General features: G+C 63.7%; 18 protein-coding genes, 4 tRNA genes and 4 pseudogenes. 10 read left to right on the top strand and 16 right to left on the bottom strand.

Annotated features, from left to right (window positions below; translation table 11 throughout):
* Nucleotides 1-2: 2 nt before the first annotated feature.
* Both MHEC_RS03100 and MHEC_RS03105 read right to left on the bottom strand, forming a co-directional pair.
* Nucleotides 3-1019 (bottom strand): acyl-ACP desaturase, encoded by a 1017-nt coding sequence (locus tag MHEC_RS03100; RefSeq protein WP_003923007.1) that lies wholly within the window; start codon nucleotides 1017-1019, stop codon nucleotides 3-5.
* A gap of 61 nt (nucleotides 1020-1080) precedes the next feature.
* Nucleotides 1081-1701, bottom strand: a complete 621-nt coding sequence (locus tag MHEC_RS03105) for a TetR/AcrR family transcriptional regulator (RefSeq protein WP_048889746.1) — start codon at nucleotides 1699-1701, stop codon at nucleotides 1081-1083.
* 68 nt (nucleotides 1702-1769) lie between these two features.
* Between MHEC_RS03105 and MHEC_RS03110 the strand changes: the two genes are divergently transcribed.
* Nucleotides 1770-2774: an oxygenase MpaB family protein gene (locus tag MHEC_RS03110; protein ID WP_048889747.1), complete on the top strand. Its 1005-nt coding sequence runs from the start codon at nucleotides 1770-1772 to the stop codon at nucleotides 2772-2774.
* 3 nt (nucleotides 2775-2777) lie between these two features.
* Here the strand turns inward: MHEC_RS03110 and MHEC_RS03115 are convergent, their stop codons facing one another.
* Entirely contained in the window at nucleotides 2778-2993 is a 216-nt protein-coding gene (locus tag MHEC_RS03115; RefSeq protein WP_172442109.1) for a zinc transporter Slc39a7, read from the bottom strand.
* Nucleotides 2990-3379: an ArsR/SmtB family transcription factor gene (locus MHEC_RS03120; protein WP_048889748.1), complete on the bottom strand. Its 390-nt coding sequence runs from the start codon at nucleotides 3377-3379 to the stop codon at nucleotides 2990-2992. The genes MHEC_RS03115 and MHEC_RS03120 overlap by 4 nt, the downstream gene beginning before the upstream one ends.
* 115 nt (nucleotides 3380-3494) lie before the next feature.
* Between MHEC_RS03120 and MHEC_RS03125 the strand changes: the two genes are divergently transcribed.
* Nucleotides 3495-4394, top strand: a complete 900-nt coding sequence (locus MHEC_RS03125) for a class I SAM-dependent methyltransferase (protein WP_048889899.1) — start codon at nucleotides 3495-3497, stop codon at nucleotides 4392-4394.
* 3 nt (nucleotides 4395-4397) lie between these two features.
* On the opposite strand, the gene MHEC_RS03130 is transcribed toward MHEC_RS03125, so the two are convergent.
* Both MHEC_RS03130 and MHEC_RS03135 read right to left on the bottom strand, forming a co-directional pair.
* The gene (locus tag MHEC_RS03130; RefSeq protein WP_048889900.1) at nucleotides 4398-5495 is read right to left on the bottom strand and encodes a F420-dependent hydroxymycolic acid dehydrogenase; all 1098 of its coding nucleotides are present in this window, start codon (nucleotides 5493-5495) and stop codon (nucleotides 4398-4400) included.
* Nucleotides 5496-5577: 82 nt separating this feature from the next.
* Nucleotides 5578-5650 (bottom strand) — tRNA-Lys (locus MHEC_RS03135).
* A gap of 122 nt (nucleotides 5651-5772) precedes the next feature.
* On the opposite strand from MHEC_RS03135, the gene MHEC_RS03140 reads away from it, so the two are divergent.
* The 4 genes from MHEC_RS03140 to MHEC_RS03155 all read left to right on the top strand — a co-directional run bounded on the left by MHEC_RS03140 (nucleotide 5773) and on the right by MHEC_RS03155 (nucleotide 7565).
* A tRNA-Glu gene (locus MHEC_RS03140) sits at nucleotides 5773-5846 on the top strand.
* A 36-nt stretch (nucleotides 5847-5882) separates the two neighbouring features.
* Nucleotides 5883-5959, top strand: a tRNA-Asp gene (locus tag MHEC_RS03145).
* A 26-nt stretch (nucleotides 5960-5985) separates the two neighbouring features.
* Nucleotides 5986-6059: transfer RNA gene (locus tag MHEC_RS03150), tRNA-Phe, on the top strand.
* 318 nt (nucleotides 6060-6377) lie between these two features.
* Complete coding sequence (locus MHEC_RS03155; protein WP_048889749.1) at nucleotides 6378-7565, top strand: cytochrome P450; 1188 nt, start codon at nucleotides 6378-6380, stop codon at nucleotides 7563-7565.
* 67 nt (nucleotides 7566-7632) lie between these two features.
* Here MHEC_RS03155 and MHEC_RS03160 read toward each other — a convergent pair whose 3' ends face one another.
* The 4 genes from MHEC_RS03160 to MHEC_RS03175 all read right to left on the bottom strand — a co-directional run bounded on the left by MHEC_RS03160 (nucleotide 7633) and on the right by MHEC_RS03175 (nucleotide 9739).
* On the bottom strand, nucleotides 7633-7833 hold the full coding sequence (locus MHEC_RS03160; RefSeq protein WP_236591467.1) for a hypothetical protein: 201 nt from the start codon (nucleotides 7831-7833) through the stop codon (nucleotides 7633-7635).
* A gap of 62 nt (nucleotides 7834-7895) precedes the next feature.
* On the bottom strand, nucleotides 7896-8093 hold the full coding sequence (locus MHEC_RS03165) for a ferredoxin (protein ID WP_048889751.1): 198 nt from the start codon (nucleotides 8091-8093) through the stop codon (nucleotides 7896-7898).
* 31 nt (nucleotides 8094-8124) lie between these two features.
* Entirely contained in the window at nucleotides 8125-8547 is a 423-nt protein-coding gene (locus MHEC_RS03170) for a Zn-ribbon domain-containing OB-fold protein (RefSeq protein WP_048889752.1), read from the bottom strand.
* A 1-nt stretch (nucleotide 8548) separates the two neighbouring features.
* Nucleotides 8549-9739 (bottom strand): thiolase family protein, encoded by a 1191-nt coding sequence (locus tag MHEC_RS03175; RefSeq protein ID WP_048889753.1) that lies wholly within the window; start codon nucleotides 9737-9739, stop codon nucleotides 8549-8551.
* Between the two features lie 136 nt (nucleotides 9740-9875).
* On the opposite strand from MHEC_RS03175, the gene MHEC_RS03180 reads away from it, so the two are divergent.
* The 3 genes and pseudogenes from MHEC_RS03180 to MHEC_RS03185 all read left to right on the top strand — a co-directional run bounded on the left by MHEC_RS03180 (nucleotide 9876) and on the right by MHEC_RS03185 (nucleotide 11688).
* Nucleotides 9876-10334, top strand: coding sequence for a MaoC family dehydratase (locus MHEC_RS03180; protein ID WP_048889754.1), 459 nt, complete (start codon nucleotides 9876-9878; stop codon nucleotides 10332-10334).
* Between the two features lie 34 nt (nucleotides 10335-10368).
* Nucleotides 10369-10657 (top strand): annotated as a pseudogene (locus tag MHEC_RS24935) (acyl-CoA dehydrogenase family protein); the annotation flags it as partial.
* A 137-nt stretch (nucleotides 10658-10794) separates the two neighbouring features.
* Nucleotides 10795-11688 carry an alpha/beta hydrolase-fold protein gene (locus tag MHEC_RS03185; RefSeq protein ID WP_048889755.1) on the top strand — a complete coding sequence of 298 codons (894 nt, stop codon included), beginning with the start codon at nucleotides 10795-10797 and terminating at the stop codon, nucleotides 11686-11688.
* 257 nt (nucleotides 11689-11945) lie between these two features.
* Here the strand turns inward: MHEC_RS03185 and MHEC_RS23905 are convergent.
* A pseudogene (locus tag MHEC_RS23905) lies at nucleotides 11946-12062 on the bottom strand (CAP domain-containing protein); the annotation flags it as partial.
* A gap of 90 nt (nucleotides 12063-12152) precedes the next feature.
* A complete protein-coding gene (locus MHEC_RS03190) occupies nucleotides 12153-12344 on the bottom strand; it encodes a hypothetical protein (RefSeq protein WP_142358641.1) in 192 nt (63 codons plus the stop codon).
* A 376-nt stretch (nucleotides 12345-12720) separates the two neighbouring features.
* On the opposite strand from MHEC_RS03190, the gene MHEC_RS03195 reads away from it, so the two are divergent.
* Nucleotides 12721-13464: a FadR/GntR family transcriptional regulator gene (locus MHEC_RS03195; protein WP_048889756.1), complete on the top strand. Its 744-nt coding sequence runs from the start codon at nucleotides 12721-12723 to the stop codon at nucleotides 13462-13464.
* Nucleotides 13465-13476: 12 nt separating this feature from the next.
* On the opposite strand, the pseudogene MHEC_RS24650 reads toward MHEC_RS03195, so the two are convergent.
* From MHEC_RS24650 to MHEC_RS03220, 4 genes and pseudogenes are all read right to left on the bottom strand, one after another.
* A pseudogene (locus MHEC_RS24650) lies at nucleotides 13477-14034 on the bottom strand (CoA transferase).
* Nucleotides 14019-14608: pseudogene (locus MHEC_RS24940) on the bottom strand (CaiB/BaiF CoA transferase family protein). Before MHEC_RS24940 ends, MHEC_RS24650 begins: the two co-directional pseudogenes overlap by 16 nt.
* Nucleotides 14592-14702: a CoA transferase gene (locus MHEC_RS24665; RefSeq protein WP_269097034.1), complete on the bottom strand. Its 111-nt coding sequence runs from the start codon at nucleotides 14700-14702 to the stop codon at nucleotides 14592-14594. The pseudogene MHEC_RS24940 and the gene MHEC_RS24665 overlap by 17 nt, the downstream one beginning before the upstream one ends.
* 8 nt (nucleotides 14703-14710) lie before the next feature.
* Nucleotides 14711-16144 carry a class I adenylate-forming enzyme family protein gene (locus MHEC_RS03220; protein ID WP_053093961.1) on the bottom strand — a complete coding sequence of 478 codons (1434 nt, stop codon included), beginning with the start codon at nucleotides 16142-16144 and terminating at the stop codon, nucleotides 14711-14713.
* Nucleotides 16145-16267 lie beyond the last annotated feature (123 nt).

Below are 16267 nucleotides of genomic sequence, written 5' to 3' on the forward strand. Positions count from 1 at the left end.
GGCTACCGCCGACTCATCCGAAGCGTCCCCGCGGTGTTGAGCACCCGCTCGGCGGTGATCTTCTCCTGCCTGCGGGCCTGGCGCTCGAGGTAGCGCTGCTTGGACGCCTCGAACTTCTCGCACTCCTTTTCCAGCTCGTCCATCAGCAGCGCGAGGTCTTCTTGCATCCAGGCGGCTTCGCCGGTGAAGTCGTCGCGTTCGAAGATGCGCCATTTCTTTAGCACCGGTTTCACCACATCCTCGAGGTGGATGCGCACGTCGTACACACCGCCGACGGCAATAATCACGGCCTTGCGGCGGAACTCGGGCACCAGGAAGCCCGGCATCTTGAAATGACGCAGCACCCGGTGCAGCGACCACATCGCCACATTGGGGGCGATGTCGAAGGCGGCCTCGCTGACGTCGCGGTAGAAGATCATGTGCAGGTTCTCGTCGGCCGAGATCCTGGCCATCAGCTGGTCGGCGATGGTCTCGTTGCACGCCTTGCCGGTGTTGCGGTGCGAAACCCGGGTGGCCAGCTCCTGGAAAGTCACGTAGATGATCGAGTCGGTGAGACGCTCGGCGAAATACTCACCCTGATGGTTCTGGCCCGGGCTGAAGCCCCTGTTCACCACCTCGATGCGTAGTTTCTCCAATTCGACCGGGTCGACCGCCCGGGTCACCACAAGATAGTCACGCAGCGAGATTCCATGGCGGTTTTCCTCGGCGGTCCAGCGGTTGACCCATTGCCCCCAGGGGCCGTCCATGCCGAAGTTCATTGCGATCTCGCGGTGATAGGACGGCAGGTTGTCCTCGGTGACCAGGTTTTGCACCATCGCCACCTGAGCGACATCGGAGAGCTTCGACTGCTCCGGGGACCAGTCTTGGCCGCCGAGCGCGTAGAAGTTCTTGCCGTCCGACCACGGGATGTAGTCGTGCGGGTTCCAGTCCTTGTGCATGGAGAGGTGCCGGTTCAAGTTCTTCTCGACGACCGGCTCGAGTTCGTGCAACAGCTGTAGGTCGGTCAGCTCTGACGGCATGGACCCTCCAGTTATCTGTGCCTGATGGTTGCAGTCAATATATCTGTGTACGCCAGTAGCATCAAGTTTGGCGGGTCTGGTGGCGCACGGGTACCGCCAGGGGGGCGGCGGCCCTGCTGAGCAGCATGTCGACGCAGTAGTCGATGAACTGGCTGCGGGTGGCTGCCAATCGTCCGTCCAGGTAGGCGGTAAACAGTGCGGTCAGCCCGCCGATCAGGCTGGTGGCGACCATGTTCTGCAGCACCGGATCGTTGATGCGGGTGAGCTTGCGCTGCAGCAACTCGATGAAGCTGGGCATCCATTCCGCCCCGGAGCGGGTCAGCACCGGTTCCACGCCCGGCGCCAGCAACAGCACCCGGCCACGCACCGGATCGTCGACCATCAACGCGACGAACCGCTCGACGGCCTCCCGCGGCGTCGTCGCCGACATCAAGGTCGACATCGCCCGCGTGCAGACGTCGTCGTACACCGCCCGCACGAATTCGTCGCGGTCGGCGAAGCTTTCGTAGAAATAGCGTTCGGTCAGGCCGGCTTTGCGGCACACTGCGCGAACGGTCACCGCCGGGCCCCGTTCGTCACCCAGCAATTGCACTCCAGCGGCAATGAGCCGGTCGCGGCGCAGCGCCTGACGATCTTCCAGGGGCATCCCGGACCAGCGGCCCCGTCGTTGACCCGCAGGCACATCTCTCCTAGGGTGCCAACCGACAACGCATGTAGTCAGAATCGCTGATCGCGACAGGAAACGTCACAGTGAATCAAGATACGTCGGCACCGTCGACGCTGACCAGCGTAAGCGGGATGGCCGGCGGGTGTCCGGTGTCGGGGCCGGGATACGACGCTCCGCCGAGCCCGCTCGGCCCGGAGTCGCTGACCTGGCGGTACTTCGGTGACTGGCGCGGCCTGCTGCAAGGGCCGTGGGCCGGGTCCATGCAAAACATGCACCCGCAGCTAGGGGCTGCGGTCGAACAACACTCGACGTTCTTCCGGGAACGCTGGCCGCGGCTGTTGCGTTCGCTGTATCCCATCGGGGGCGTGGTTTTCGACGGTGACCGCGCCCCGTTGACCGGGGCAGAGGTGCGCGATTACCACGTCGACATCAAAGGCGTCGACAGCCAGGGCCGCCGCTATCACGCGCTGAACCCCGACGTCTTCTATTGGGCGCATGCCACGTTCTTCGTCGGCACTTTGATTGTGGCCGAGCGGTTTTGCGGCGGCCTCACTGAGGCTCAGAAACGCCAGCTGTTTGACGAGCACGTCCAGTGGTACCGAATGTATGGCATGAGCATGCGCCCGGTGCCAAAGACCTGGGAGGAATTCCAGGCTTATTGGGACCGCATGTGCCGGGAAGTGCTGGAGAACAACTGGGCCGCCCGCCAGGTTCTCAACCTGACAAGGCTACCGAAACCGCCGTTCGCGCAATGGATTCCCGATTGGCTGTGGGCTGCGCAGCGAAAGCTATTGGCTCCATTTTTCGTTTGGTTGACGGTCGGACTCTACGATCAGCCGGTGCGCGAGCTGATGGGCTATACGTGGTCGCGCCGCGACGAGTGGCTACACCGGCGCTTCGGCGATCTGGTGCGTCTCGTGTTCGCATGCGTGCCCCGGCGCTACCGGAAGCATCCTCGGGCCCGGGCGGGCTGGGACCGGGCCAGAGGCCGCATCCCGGCCGATGCCCCGCTAGTACACACTCCCGCGCGCAATCTGCCGCCACTTGACGAACGTGGCAACCCAAAGCACTACTGCCCCAACGTCTGACGTTCAGCTGTGGGCGTGGTTGTGCGCTTCCTCGAGCCCTGACTGGTGCACGTGGTGGTGGGTGTGCTCGATGCCGTCGTCGTGGGTGTGGGGGTGTTCGTGCTCGACGTGGTCGTGTTCGTGCGTGGTGTGCATGTGGGTGTGAGCGACGTCGCCGTGCTGGTGCTCGTGCGAATGCGGCGCCTCGTGACTGTGGTCATGGTGGGGCATCGTGCTCATCTCCCTTGCTGTGCTGTCGTTTCGGAAATCACCTGCAGCCCGGCATCGCTGCGATGATGCCGCGGCACCCCCGGGCCGGCATGCTCGGCGTTGAAGACGGCGTCGACGACGAGCTGACGCACGTGCTCGTTTTCCAGGCTGTAGAAGATCGTCGTCCCGGCCCGGCGGGTACGCACCAGGCGCGCCATCCGGAGCTTTGCCAAGTGCTGGGACACCGACGGTGCGGGTTTGCCGACGTGCTCGGCGAGCTCGTTGACCGACATCTCGCGATCAGCAAGCGACCACAGCACCCGTACCCGGGTAGCGTCGGCCAACATCCGAAACACTTCGACGACCAGACCCACCTGGTCCTCCGGTAACCGCGAATCCTGGTTACCTGCATGCATACGCAAATAATAGTTAAAGGCCGCCGGATCATGTCAACCCCGCCTGCGCGGCGAACCGGTGGATGTGGTAGTAAATAGCCTAACTATATTGCTGGACGGTCGGGATGAGGTCGAGATGGTGCGCACCGAAAGCGACAGCTGGGATCTCGCGACGAGCGTGGGAGCGACGGCGACGATGGTTGCCGCGCAACGGGCGCTGGCCTCCGAGAGAAGGTTGATCGACGACCCGTTTGCCGCTCCGTTGGTGCGCGCGGTCGGCATCGATGTTTACACCCGGCTGGTGGACGGCAAGATACCGGTCGGGGAGGGTTCCGATTTCGACCCGGACCGGATGGCCCGGGGTATGGCGGTGCGAACCCGGTTCTACGACCGGTACTTTCTCGATGCCGTGCAACCCGGTATTCGCCAGGCGGTCATTCTCGCCGCGGGCCTGGACGCGCGGGCCTTCAGGTTGCCGTGGCCGGCCGGCACCGTCGTCTACGAGGTCGACCTGCCCGACGTTGTCGAGTTCAAGACCTCCACCCTGCAACAGCTCGGCGCGGAGCCGAAAGCCGAGCGCCGAACCGTTGCGGTCGACTTGCGCGACGACTGGCCGGCGGCGCTTCGCCAGGCCGGATTCGATCCTGGGGCGCCCGCGGCGTGGAGCGCCGAGGGATTAGTGGTCTACCTGCCGTCGGAGGCCCAGGATGCCTTGTTCGACCGCGTCACCGCGTTGAGCGCGCCTGGCAGCCGACTGGCGCTGGAATTCGTTCCGGACACCGCGATTTTCGCCGACGAGCGGTGGCGCGCGCATCACGAGCGGATGGCTGAGTTGGGATTCGACGTCGTCGACTTCAACGAGCTGGTCTACCACGGCGAACGCGGCCACATCATCGAGTACCTGGGTCGGCGCGGCTGGCAAGTTTCCCACCGTCCCGTCGCGCAATTGCACGCCGACAACGGCTTCGTCTATCCCGACGATGACGTGGCGGCGGCCTTTGCCGACGTGACCTACCTCAGCGCGGTGTTGCATTAGCGTTCAGCGCAGCTCTGGCAGCACTTTGGTCCGGTAGAACTCGATCGCTGTGGCCGGATCACGCTGGGGGAAGTGCATGAACGGCGTCGCGCCGGCGTCGAGTACAGCCTGCACCGCTTTGATGTGGGTAGCCGGATCGGTGCCGGTCGTCCAGCCCTTGATCACCTTGTCAAGCGAATTGCGCCCTGCCGCTTGCTGAATGTCGACAGGGTTCGGCTGGTCGACGGCGCCGCCGGTGAACCGCCACAGCTCGGCGGCGTGGTTGATGTCGTTCTGGTCCCCGACGACGGCGAACATCTCGGCGCGTTTGCCCAGTTTGGCGGGGTCACGGCCGGACGCGCGCGCTCCCTGGTTGAAGGCGGCGACGAGTTTCGGGTCTTTGACGCTCTCGGCTTGGGTGATCCACCCGTCGCCGTACCGGCCCGCCAGCTGTGCGCTCTTCGGCCCGCCGGCTGCGACAAGGATCGGTGGCGGCGACTTCGGCACGTCGTAGATTTTCAGCTGGTTAGTCTGAAAATAGCGTCCCTGAAACGAAATTCGCTCCCCGCTCCACAGTTGCCGGATAAGTTGGATGGCTTCGATCAGTCGGTCGTGGCGTTCGCGGTAGCTGCCGAACTGGGTGGTGGCGGCCTGCTCGTTGAGCCGCTCGCCGGTGCCGACCCCGAGGAAGACCCGCCCAGGGTAAAGCAGCGCAAGCGAGGCGAAAGCGTGCGCGACAGTCGTGGGGTGATAGCGCAAGATCGGGCAGGTGACGTCCGTGCCGAAGGAGACATGGTCGGTCCGTTGGCCCACCAGTGCCAGCGTGATCCAGGGGAACATCGCATGCCCCTCGTTGTCCTGCCATGGCTGGATGTGATCGCTGGCCCACAAATAGCGGAACCCGGCGTGCTCGGCGGCCTGCGCCTGGTCCAGCAGCTGAGCGGTGGTGAATTGCTCGTGAGACAGCACGAAGCCCACGCCCGGCCCGGATGGTGGTGGGGCCGCGGGGGTGGTCGGCGATGTCGCGGGTTTTGAGGTGCAGCCGGCCGCGAGTCCGGCGGCAGTCATCACGCTGAGGCCGGCGAACAGCCGGCCCACGGCACGCCGTGACATTCCATTCATGGGCCGGGGATACCCAAAGCGTGGGTTGGCGTCAATCCCGGCGGAGCGCCGGTCACCATCGACCGAGGTCATCGCGTCACTGTGCCCCCACCAGGACTCGAACCTGGGACCTGCGGATTAAAAGTCCGTAGCTCTACCAACTGAGCTATAGGGGCGGCAGCCACAGGATACTGCGTTCGCGGGTGCAGCTCGTTTGAGGATTAGGTCGGCGGTAACCTAAGCTGGCGTGGCTCCCAACGAAACCACGTTGCGAGTACCCCGGAGAGATTCGGTTCTGGCCCCCTTCGTCTAGACGGCCTAGGACGCCGCCCTTTCAAGGCGGTAACGCGGGTTCGAATCCCGTAGGGGGTACCGCGACGCGGCAACGCGGAGCAGACAACAAAACACGGCCCTGTGGCGCAGTTGGTTAGCGCGCCGCCCTGTCACGGCGGAGGTCGCGGGTTCGAGTCCCGTCAGGGTCGCCAGCGCGGCGAGACACACGCTGTCTTCCGGCCAGGTAGCTCAGTCGGCATGAGCGTCCGCCTGAAAAGCGGAAGGTCGGCGGTTCGATCCCGCCCCTGGCCACCGGGGCTTTCACGAGGCCATAGCGTTGAACGCTGGTGCAGGCGCCCTGTGGCCCCAGCGGGGTCTAAGCGACCAGCAGTCGCCGTTGTGAGTTCGCGTTGCCGTCAAGTTCGTCAGCGACCGGTGTGGCTAACGCAGCCAGAAAGGCTTGCGCGGACAAGACCCGGATGATAGTAACTAGATAAATAATTAGAGAAATCGGGCAGCATTCAATCGCAAGGAGGGCGACGGCTCGGGCAGCGCAGTCAATTCAAAACCTTGTTCCTGCATAGCGCGAGCCAAGAGCCGTACGCTGGCTCGACCATGAGACGAGTTCATATGACGTCCGTGCACCATTCCGGAACCGACACGTATGGCGTGCCGCAAGTGGACTACGACTCATTGCCGATGGCTATGGATCGCAAGGAGGGCTGGGACGCGCTGCGAGCGATTGGCCCCGTTGTGTTGATGAACGGTTGGTACCACCTGACGCGCCGCGAGGATGTCCTGCATGCGCTGCGAACTCCCGAGGTCTACTCCTCGAAGAAGGCGTTCGATGCCCTCGGCAGCCCACTACCGCTGGTGCCCATCGCGTTCGACCCACCGGAGCACACCGGCTTTCGCAAGATCCTGCAGCCGTTCTTTAGCCCGCACAATTTGAGTGCGATGCTGCCGTCGCTGCAACGGCAGGCCGTTGCCATGATCGACGACATCGCTGCCCGAGGTCAGTGCGAGGTCGTGTCTGAGCTCGCCATTCCGTACCCCTCGCAGGTTTTCCTGACGTTCTACGGGCTGCCGCTGGCTGACCGGGATCAGCTAGTGAAGTGGAAGGACGCCGTCATCGACCTCGCCGACGGTGTGACCCTTGAGGGTCATGATCTCACCCCAGCGGTCGAGCTGTTCACCTACCTCAGCAACGCCATCAATGAGCGACGGGCGAATCCCGGGCCCGACATCTTGTCGCAGGTGCTCAGCGGTCACGAACCGCTGGATGACGCCGAGGCTATCGGGTTGAGCTATTTGTTTGTGTTGGCGGGGCTGGACACCGTGACCGCGGCAATCGGCTTCGCGTTATCGGCCTTGGCGCGTGATCCGAAACTGCGGATCACGCTGCTCCGGCATCCCGAACAGGTGCCGGTGTTCGTCGAGGAAATCGTCCGGCTCGAACCCCCGGCGCCGGTAGTGCCGCGGGTCACCACGCAACCGATAACCGTCGGCGGCGCCATGCTGCCGGAAGGCACGCCGGTGCGGCTCTGCCTTGGCGCGATCAACCGTGATGGCAGTGACCCGGTATCGACCAACAACCTCGTGATGGATGGGAAGGTGCACCGGCACTGGGGCTTCGGTGGCGGTCCGCACCGCTGCCTCGGCTCGCACCTGGCGTGCATGGAACTCAATCTCGTCGTCAACGAATGGTTGCGCCGCATTCCCGAATTCGAAGTGGAACCGGGGTTCACCCCCAAAATCAAATACCCCGCGAACACGTTCTCGCTGACTAGCCTGCCACTGTGCTGGGAAGCGTGCTGAATTGCGGTCGTAGCGACGTCTGCGCAAAAGGGGATCGACGTATAGCGGCAAACTCCGTAATGTGTCGCTACCCGTTACCTTTACCGACCGACGGCCCCGTGTCATTACCCGCGTCATCGTCAAGGCCGTGCGGATCCACTGTCAGGTCGACGTCATGGTCCAGGTCGGGCATGATCGGGAGCAGCGAGCAGATCGGAATTATTGTTTTCCCGCACGGATTGTCGCCGGGATCGGCTTCAGCTGGGGGCACGGCCGGACCCACGGCCACCAAAACAGCTGTGGCAGCAATGAAGGTCGCTTTTGTCAGGTTCCACATTGGTGCAGAGTTTGTCAGCTGCCCTCTTCGAGGATCAGCGCTTGCTCGGGGCATGCCGCCACACCTTCGCGGACGACTTGCTCATCTTCGGGCTTTACCTCATGGGGCTGCAGAATCGAGTAGCCAGCCTCATCGATCGGGAACAGTTTGGGATCTACTGCATAGCATTGCGCGTGTCCCATGCACTTGCTGTTGTCAACCCGAACCTTCATGCGTTACCTCCAAGCGATACTTGCGGGGTCCTCACGCGCTCTTGGCTGGAGTGAACGCGTAGGTTAGAAACGAGTTTCCATCGGCTGTTTCGAAAACGGTGGTGGTAGAGACCATCGGTTGACCGAGTTGCAAGTCGCCCGCGTCGGCGCCGACAACGAGCGCCTCGACAAGCAAACCCTCAGGGAGTTCGATGTAGCCGACAACGTAGGGGCGAAACTGGTCAGGTGCGCGTTTTCCCTTGTAGGGCAGCGGGGGAGGAAACTCCTGAGTCGTAAACGTGAATAACGTTCCTTCCGTGGACAATTCGACCGGTTCGATGTCCTCGGTACTGTCGAACAGTTCCGGGCGCTCGGCGGGGAACTTCACGACTCCGCTGGCCCGCCGGCGCGAGCCCAGCAACACCGCGCGATCTCCGTCGACCCGAAACAGTGCCTCAGCAAGCATTTGCGTCATGTCAGTCCACCTCGATCACAAGCGCCGCGCCCATCCCACCGCCTGCGCACATCGACAGCACGCCCAGTCCACCACCGCGGCGGCGCAATTCGTAGATCGCGGACGTGACCATTCGCGCGCCGGTTGCAGCGATCGGATGACCCAGGCTGATGCCCGAGCCATAAACGTTGACGATCTCCTCATCGAGGCCCAGTTCGCGGGAGCAAGCCACCGCCTGGGCGGCAAATGCCTCGTTGATCTCAAACAGGGCCACGTCCTCAATCTTGCGGCCCGCCAACTGCAGCGCCTTGGGGATCGCCTTGATCGGGCCAGTCCCAGTCTGGTTGGGTGGGACGCCGACCGACGCCCACGACAGCACCCGTGCCATCGGCTCTGCATGGGTATCGGGCGCGGCGAGTGCCACCGCGGCCGCGGCGTCGTTGATACCTGAGGAGTTTCCGGCTGTCACTGTGAACCCGTCGATCTCGGGGTGTAGCACTTTGAGCCCGGCCAGGACTTCCATCGTCGTGTCGCGGCGGGGATGCTCGTCTTCGGCGAAAGTTTTCATTCCGCCATCGGGCTGTGGCACCGTGATCGGTACGATCTCATCGGCGAAGGACCCGGCGTCAATTGCCTTGATCGCGCGCTGGTGGCTACGTAATGCCCACTCGTCCTGGGCCCTTCGCGAGATGCCGAACCGTACGGCGCAGTTGTGCGCGACCGTAATCGACATGTCGAGAGCCGGTGCATCGGTTGTTGGCGGGTGCGAGTAGGAGAACCAGGGGTCGGCATAGTCGCCGGGCTCCTTGCCGGTGGTGAACGGCTTGCGCTTGCGGGCGATCGGGGCCGTCGAGAGTGATTCCGTGCCACCGGCGAGCAGGGCGCGGCTCATCCCCGCCGCAATCTGTCCCGCGCCCACCGCGATCGCGGTCAGGCTGGATGCACATTGGCGGTTGAGCGCCATTCCGGGCAGCTGAGTGAGTCCGAGATCCACCGCGACGTATCGGGCGATATCCCCGCCGCCCTGCATGACCTCGGCCAGAATCAAATCGTCGAAGTCCTCAGGGGCAAGACCTGAGCGCTCGATTGTCGCGGAGACCACGGGCTTGGCCAGTTCGGCGGCCTCTATGTTGGCCAGTGTGCCCTTGCGGGCTGTGCCGATAGCGGTGCGGGCTGCGGCCACAATCACGGCGCGTGAGGTCGTTGCAGGCATGATCCTCCGATGGGGTGCTGGCGCCGGAAAGGTAGCCCGGCCGATCACCCGCCAGTCTATACCGTTATACAGATAACGGAATAGGCCGCAACGGGACCGTCGGCCACGGGACCACAACGATACTGAGGAGAACTCGATGAAGGTGATCAGATCCATCGACGACGCGATTGCGGCGATCGGTCAGGAGCTTGGCGTCAGTCATTGGAGACCTATCGATCAAGCGCGCATCGACAAATTTGCCGATGTCACCGAAGACCACCAGTGGATCCACGTCGATGTGGACCGCGCTGCCGCGGAGAGTCCGTACGGAACAACAATTGCGCATGGTTTTCTGACACTGTCACTCATCCCGGGGATGAGCAAGGACAACTACGTTGTGCAGAACGCCAAGATGGGCATCAACTACGGATTGAATCGCGTGCGGTTCTTAGCGCCGGTAACTGCAGGCAGCCGCATCCGCGTGCGCTCGGAGTTGGCCGATGCCACCAGGGTCGGCCAGGACACGGTCAATTTGACCGTGCGGCACACGGTCGAGATCGACGGGTCACCGAAACCGGCGGCGGTGGCCGACGTCATCGCCAGGTATCTGTTCTAGGGCGGGCCGAGAAGGGCCATCAAGGGGTCCTGGGATTGCGGTCGATCGGATGTTGCCTACCGAGCCGGCGGAGGAGCTCATCGTTCTGACGCGCGACATCGCGGACAAGGTGTTGAGGCCGGTCGTTGACCAGCATTGAGAAGGCTGAGATGTAACCCGGAGGGGGTTCTCGACTTGGGGCAGCCGGGCTTCCGGGCCGTCGCAGCCGGAGGGGTGGGGTGGTGGCTGGCAGCCCGTCGGTGTATCTAACCCGTCGGTGTATCTAACAAGTGTTCGAGGAGATCGCGGCCGGCTTGGGGCTTGCGGTTGCGGTCAGCGTGCACCCCCAATGCGCTAAACATTTATCGACAAGATGGCTGGAATGCCTCGTCCAAGCCGATGGAATGTGGTTCACTGCCTGCGGGGATGGGCCGCGGGCGGGACTGGTCGCTGGCATGGTCGATCCGTAGAGGAGTGCGATGTGAGGAGTCTGTCGAGGCTGCTGGGCGTGCTGTTGGCGGTCGCGGTGTCAAGCGTCACTGCGCCGGTCGGCGCCCTTGGCGTGGCCGGTGCAGCCAATTACGAGAGCCTGATGGTGCCGTCGGCCGCGATGGGCCGCGACATCCCGGTGGCTTTCCTGGGGGGCGGGCCGCACGCGGTCTATCTGTTGGACGCGTTTGATGCCGCTCCGGACGTCAGCAACTGGGTGACAGCGGGTAATGCGATGAACACCCTGGCAGGGAAGGGCATTTCGGTCGTGGCACCGGCCGGCGGTGCCTACAGCATGTACACCGACTGGGAGCAGGACGGCAGCAGGCAGTGGGACACATTTCTTTCCCGCGAGCTGCCGGACTGGTTGGCCGCCAACAAGGGCCTAGCCCCCGGCGGTCACGGGGTCGTCGGCGCTGCGCAAGGGGGGTATGCTGCAGCGGCGCTCGCGGCGTTCCACCCTGACCGCTTCCGCTACGCCGGGTCGCTGTCAGGATTTCTCACCCCTGAGCGGACCGGGGTGGACGGCGCGATCACCGATGGTTTGCAGCGATACGGCGGTGTGGACATCCGCAACATGTGGGGCCTTCCCCAGCTGGGCCGCTGGAGGTGGCACTCGCCGAACGACCACATCGCTTTGCTCGTGGACAACAACACTCGGCTATGGGTCTTCAGCCCGCAAAGCGGGACCGCGAGTGACCCGGCAGCGATGATCGGCTATCCGGACATCGCGCAGGGCACCAACGTGGTTTTCTACTCGCACTATCGGGAGGTTGGCGGCCGTAACGGCCACTTCGAGGTCGGCGGCGGCGGTGATAACGGCTGGTCGAGTTGGGGGTCACAACTGGGCGCGATGTCTGGCGATCTGGTCGCCACCATCCGCTAACCGCAACCGGGCTTTGAAGGTGGGGCTCTGGCGGTGCCCTGGGCCGCGGCGCATGCCGACTTCAATCCATGTCCTCGGGAGACCGGCTGACATGTCTGCCGACCACATACGAAGGCCGAAAGCAGCAAAAGCGAACCACACCGATGCGTAACACCTTGGGCCAGAGCCGCTTACAGGCTGCCGAGTCCAGTCTGCGAGGTTTGCGGATTGCGGCCATGATTCAGCCGCGGCTGCAGCGGGTCAGTTGGTGACGCGGGCTATCCAAGCTCCGGCGGATATGCGGGGGGAGGATAGACGCCCCTTAGTAGCCATGCGAACGCCTGAAAGCCGTATTCCAGCTCGTCGCTGGCATCGTAATCAGGAATAGGGTCCATGCGATCATCCTTTCGCAGCAGATCGATGACCGGGCAGCAACGCACGGCCCACTTTGCCACACGGCCATGCAAAATCACAATATATTTGTCTCATTCGCCTTTCACTAACCAGGTTTTTGCATGGGGCTTGATGGAGGGCGTGTGGACTGGGTTCTGGCCGGTTAGTGATGCCGATTTTGGCGTGGGGTAGCCGCGCGCTTCGCCCTCTCGGGCCGCCTCGGCGAAGTCGGTGACCGATTGTCTGCCGTCATAGGGCCAGGCAAGCCGAGTGTCGACCTTCACGGAGTTATAGTATAATCAGATAGATATTTAAGCCAAACTGGAGTGTTGAGCATTTTGCCCGGGAGACGGTGATCCGGTGCTTCCGCCGGCTGTGTCAGGTCCGACTGGCTGTGCCGGCTCGGTTCGCCGTCGGGTCAACCAGCTTCGACGTCGCAGCGCTGACCGCGACTCGCTGACTTGGTCGGCCGAGGCGCGCCTCGAGCGGCGTGGTTGCAACGGCCCGAGGGGTGGCTCGGTCAGCGTACACCGGGTGCGTCGGTGCGTCGCGGCTGCGGACGAACCAGCGGTTGCTTACGCTGTGGGTTGAGGTGGCTGTCCGTCGCGGCAGCCGGGTGGCTGAAGGGATGCGGTGCCGGTGCCACTAGACGCTTCTGCGGTGAGAGTTCCCAAGGCAGGCGAATTGGTGGCCGCTGAACTCCGACGCAAAATTATCACCGGCGAGCTTGAGGTCGGTGAGCCGCTGCCCAGCGAAGCCGCGTTGATGGCGCAGTTCGGCGTGTCACGACCCACGCTACGCGAGGCGTTCCGGATTCTTGAGTCCGAGCAGCTGATTCGCGTGCTGCGGGGCGCCCGTGGTGGTGCACGGGTGCTCAAGCCCGATCCCGCCGTGGCGGGCCAGTACACCGGGGTGCTGCTGCAATCTCTCGGCACGCCATTGGTGGACGTCTACCGGGCCCGCGCCAGCATTGAAGAGTCGGCGGTGCGGATGTCGGCGGGGCGCCGGCTCAATGCCAATCTCAAGGAGCTAAACCTCTTACTGGCCGAAGGCGCGGAACTGATCGAGAACTCACCGGCCTACGCCGAGCACGACGTCGCGTTTCACCGGGCGGTCGTCGATCTGGCTGGTAGCACAACGCTGAAGGTGTTGGCAGACATGCTGTTTCACATCATCGGTGCCCACAATCGAGCATTCATCGCGGCACATCCGGAGGGATATGAGCTGCCGGCGAACCGCACCGCGCACCGCGCGCACGCGAAGCTGATCAGACTGCTCGAAGCAGGAGATTTGGAGGCCGCACAAAGCCACTGGCGTCGCCACCTCGATGGAGTGGAGCAATACATGGTCGGCGACTCCAAGGAGACCATCGTTGATGTGCTGGCATCCGGCGGCCCCGGTTGAAGCGTTGCCGTCCTAGATCACTCCGCGTGCCGCGAGCTCGGTAACCTCGTCCCCGGTAAGCCCGAGCCACTCCCGCAGCACCTCGGCAGTGTGTTCTCCAAGCAGCGGGGGAGCGCAATACCGCTCGATCGGTGTCGCTGACAGCGCGATCGGATTGCGCACCAAATCCGGGCTTCCCGACAGCGGGTGCTCGACGGTTGTGCGTATACCGCGGTGCACGACTTGGGGATTGGCGAACACGCCATGCATGTCGTTGACCTAACTGGCTGGGACATCAGCCGATTCGAGCTCGGCCACCCAATGGGCGGCCGGCTTACTCAGAAAGATCGCCCGTAAAATCTCCAGCAAGCGGTCGCGGTTCGCGATGCGCGCCGACACCGTCGCGAAGTCTGGATCGTCCGCCAGTTCAGGCCTGCTCAGTATTTTGACCAGCGAGGTCCACTGCTTTTGGGTGGCTGCCACGACGAAAATGTCGCCGTCCGAACACGCGAACGCCTGTGACGGTACACGGCCAAACCCGCCGTTGCCGCGGCGTGGCTGGCAGACACCGGAGATCAGGAAGTTCTGCACGTAGTGAGACAGGGCCGCGAGCCGCAGTCAAGCAGGGCGATGTCAATGTATTGGCCTTGGCCGCTTTGGGTGTCGCGGTGGTGCAATGCCGCCGGGATCGCGCTGGTCGTATAGAGGCTGGTGAGGATGTCCACCATCGAGACGCCGACTGTCATCGGGCCTGCCCCGGGTTCGCCGTCGGGAATACCGGATACGCTCATCATCCCCGACATCGCCTGGAAGATGCCGTCGTAGCCGGGCCGTGACGCCAACGGGCCGTCCTGGCCGAATCCGGTGACCGAGCAATATACCAACCGGGGGTTGAGTTGTCGCAGTGATTGTTCATCGAGACCATACTTGCGCAAAACCCCAGGCCGGTAGTTCTCGAGAAAACGTCAGCGGTGCAAGCAAGTCGTCGAATGATATCGGCGCCTTCGGGCTTGGAGTGATCGACGGTGACCGACCTCTTATTGCGGTTGCAGCTGAGGTAGAAGCCGGCCTCTGCGCTTTCTTCGCCGTCGGCTGTGCGCAGAAAAGGCGGACCATAACTGCGGGCGTGGTCACCGGTTCCGGGCCGTTCAATCTTGAACGACATCGGCTCCGAGATCGCCCAGCAACTGGGAGGCCAGGGGGCCGGCCAGGATCCGGCTCAGATCAACGACACGCACACCACTTAACGTAGACGGCATCGCCGGATTCACCTCTGCTCTTGCGGGGAAACGAGTTGCCGGCGCATGAGCTTGCCCGCCGCATTACGCGGCAACGCCTCGGCGAAGCGCCACTGCGCCGGAACCTTGAACCCCGCCAGCTGCTGGCGGCAGTAGGTGCGTAGTTCATCGACATCGGGCCGCGATGCCGGGTTGGCCGCGACGATGTAAGCGCGGATAGTCTCGCCCAGTCGCTGGTCGGCTACACCGACCACCGCGGCTTCGGCGACCTGCGGATGGTTTTCCAGTACCCGCTCGACTTCGACCGGGAACACGTTCTCCCCCCCGCGAATAATTTTGTCGTCGCTGCGCCCAACGAGATACAGATAGCCGTCGGCCAGTCGGCCAAGATCCCCGGTGTGCTGCCAGCCATCGGCATCGGTAAGCAAAGAGTGATCGCAGCGCGCCCACACCTCGCCAACCCCGTCAGGGCCGGGATCGACGATGCGCAATTCCACCCCCGGTGCGGCTCGGCCGACCGATCTCAGCAGTTCGCCGTTGCCGCGCGCCGCAGCCCGGTGATCTTCAGGGCTCAGCACCGTCAACGGGCTGCCTTCGGTTTGCCCGAACAACTGGACCAAGTCGACGTGAGGCATGCTGTTGTGAACCCGCCGGGCGGTGTCCGGATGTATCGGCGCCCCGCCATAGGCGATCAGCCGGATGCTCGGCAGCATTAAAGCGTTGGCGGCCATAAGGATTTCGATCACTGACGGTACGGTGATCACGTGGGTCGGCTCGAAGGGTTTTAGGCTTTGCCACGCGGGCACGCTGAACGACGGGAACATCACAATCGCGCAGTGGTTGGCCAGCGCCACCGCAATGTTGCCTAGCCCGGCGACATGATGGAACAGAGCGCCTATCACCAGCCGCGCACCTGGGCGCAGCCCAAGAAGCGTGCCGTTCACCTCGGCGCGCCGGGCCAGCGGCCCTTCACGTGCGGGAACCTGTTTGGGCGCACCGGTGGTGCCTGATGTGTGCATCACGAAAGCAACGTCGCCGTGTTCGGCTGCGAAGTCGGCGGGCCCGATGGGCCCGCCGGGTGCCAGCGCATCGGTAATCACCAAACGACGGCCGGTTTCGTCGGCCAGCTGAGCCGCCAGCTCGGCCGACTCCGGTTCCGCTACTAGAACTGTGCTGTCCAGGCGGTCAATGCAGTCCCGTAGTTCATGTTCGGTCAGGCGCGGCCCCAGCGGTGCCAGTGGACGATGAGACCACGCCCCGGCGAGTAGCAAGGCCACGGACGCCGGCTGAGTTGTCAGCAGCGCCGGGACACACTCACCCGGGGCCACGTCGTTGGCATCAAGTACCTCGATGGCTCCTGCTGCCATGCGCAACAGCTCAGAGCGCGTCCATGTTGCCGTGAAGTCGCCAGCGACAGTGACAATCGCCGCCGCGTCTGGATCACACAACAGCCCGTCGAGCACCCGGCCAGACCAGGTGCGGTGGCAGCCAGCGGGCCGTCCGGGAGCGCTCAACGGTCACCCAGCGTCGGGCGCCACACCGCAATAATCACCATAATCAGTACTATAATTCAGCGGTATTTTCGT

The organism is Mycobacterium heckeshornense, assembly GCF_016592155.1.
GTDB classification, from domain to species: domain Bacteria; phylum Actinomycetota; class Actinomycetes; order Mycobacteriales; family Mycobacteriaceae; genus Mycobacterium; species Mycobacterium heckeshornense.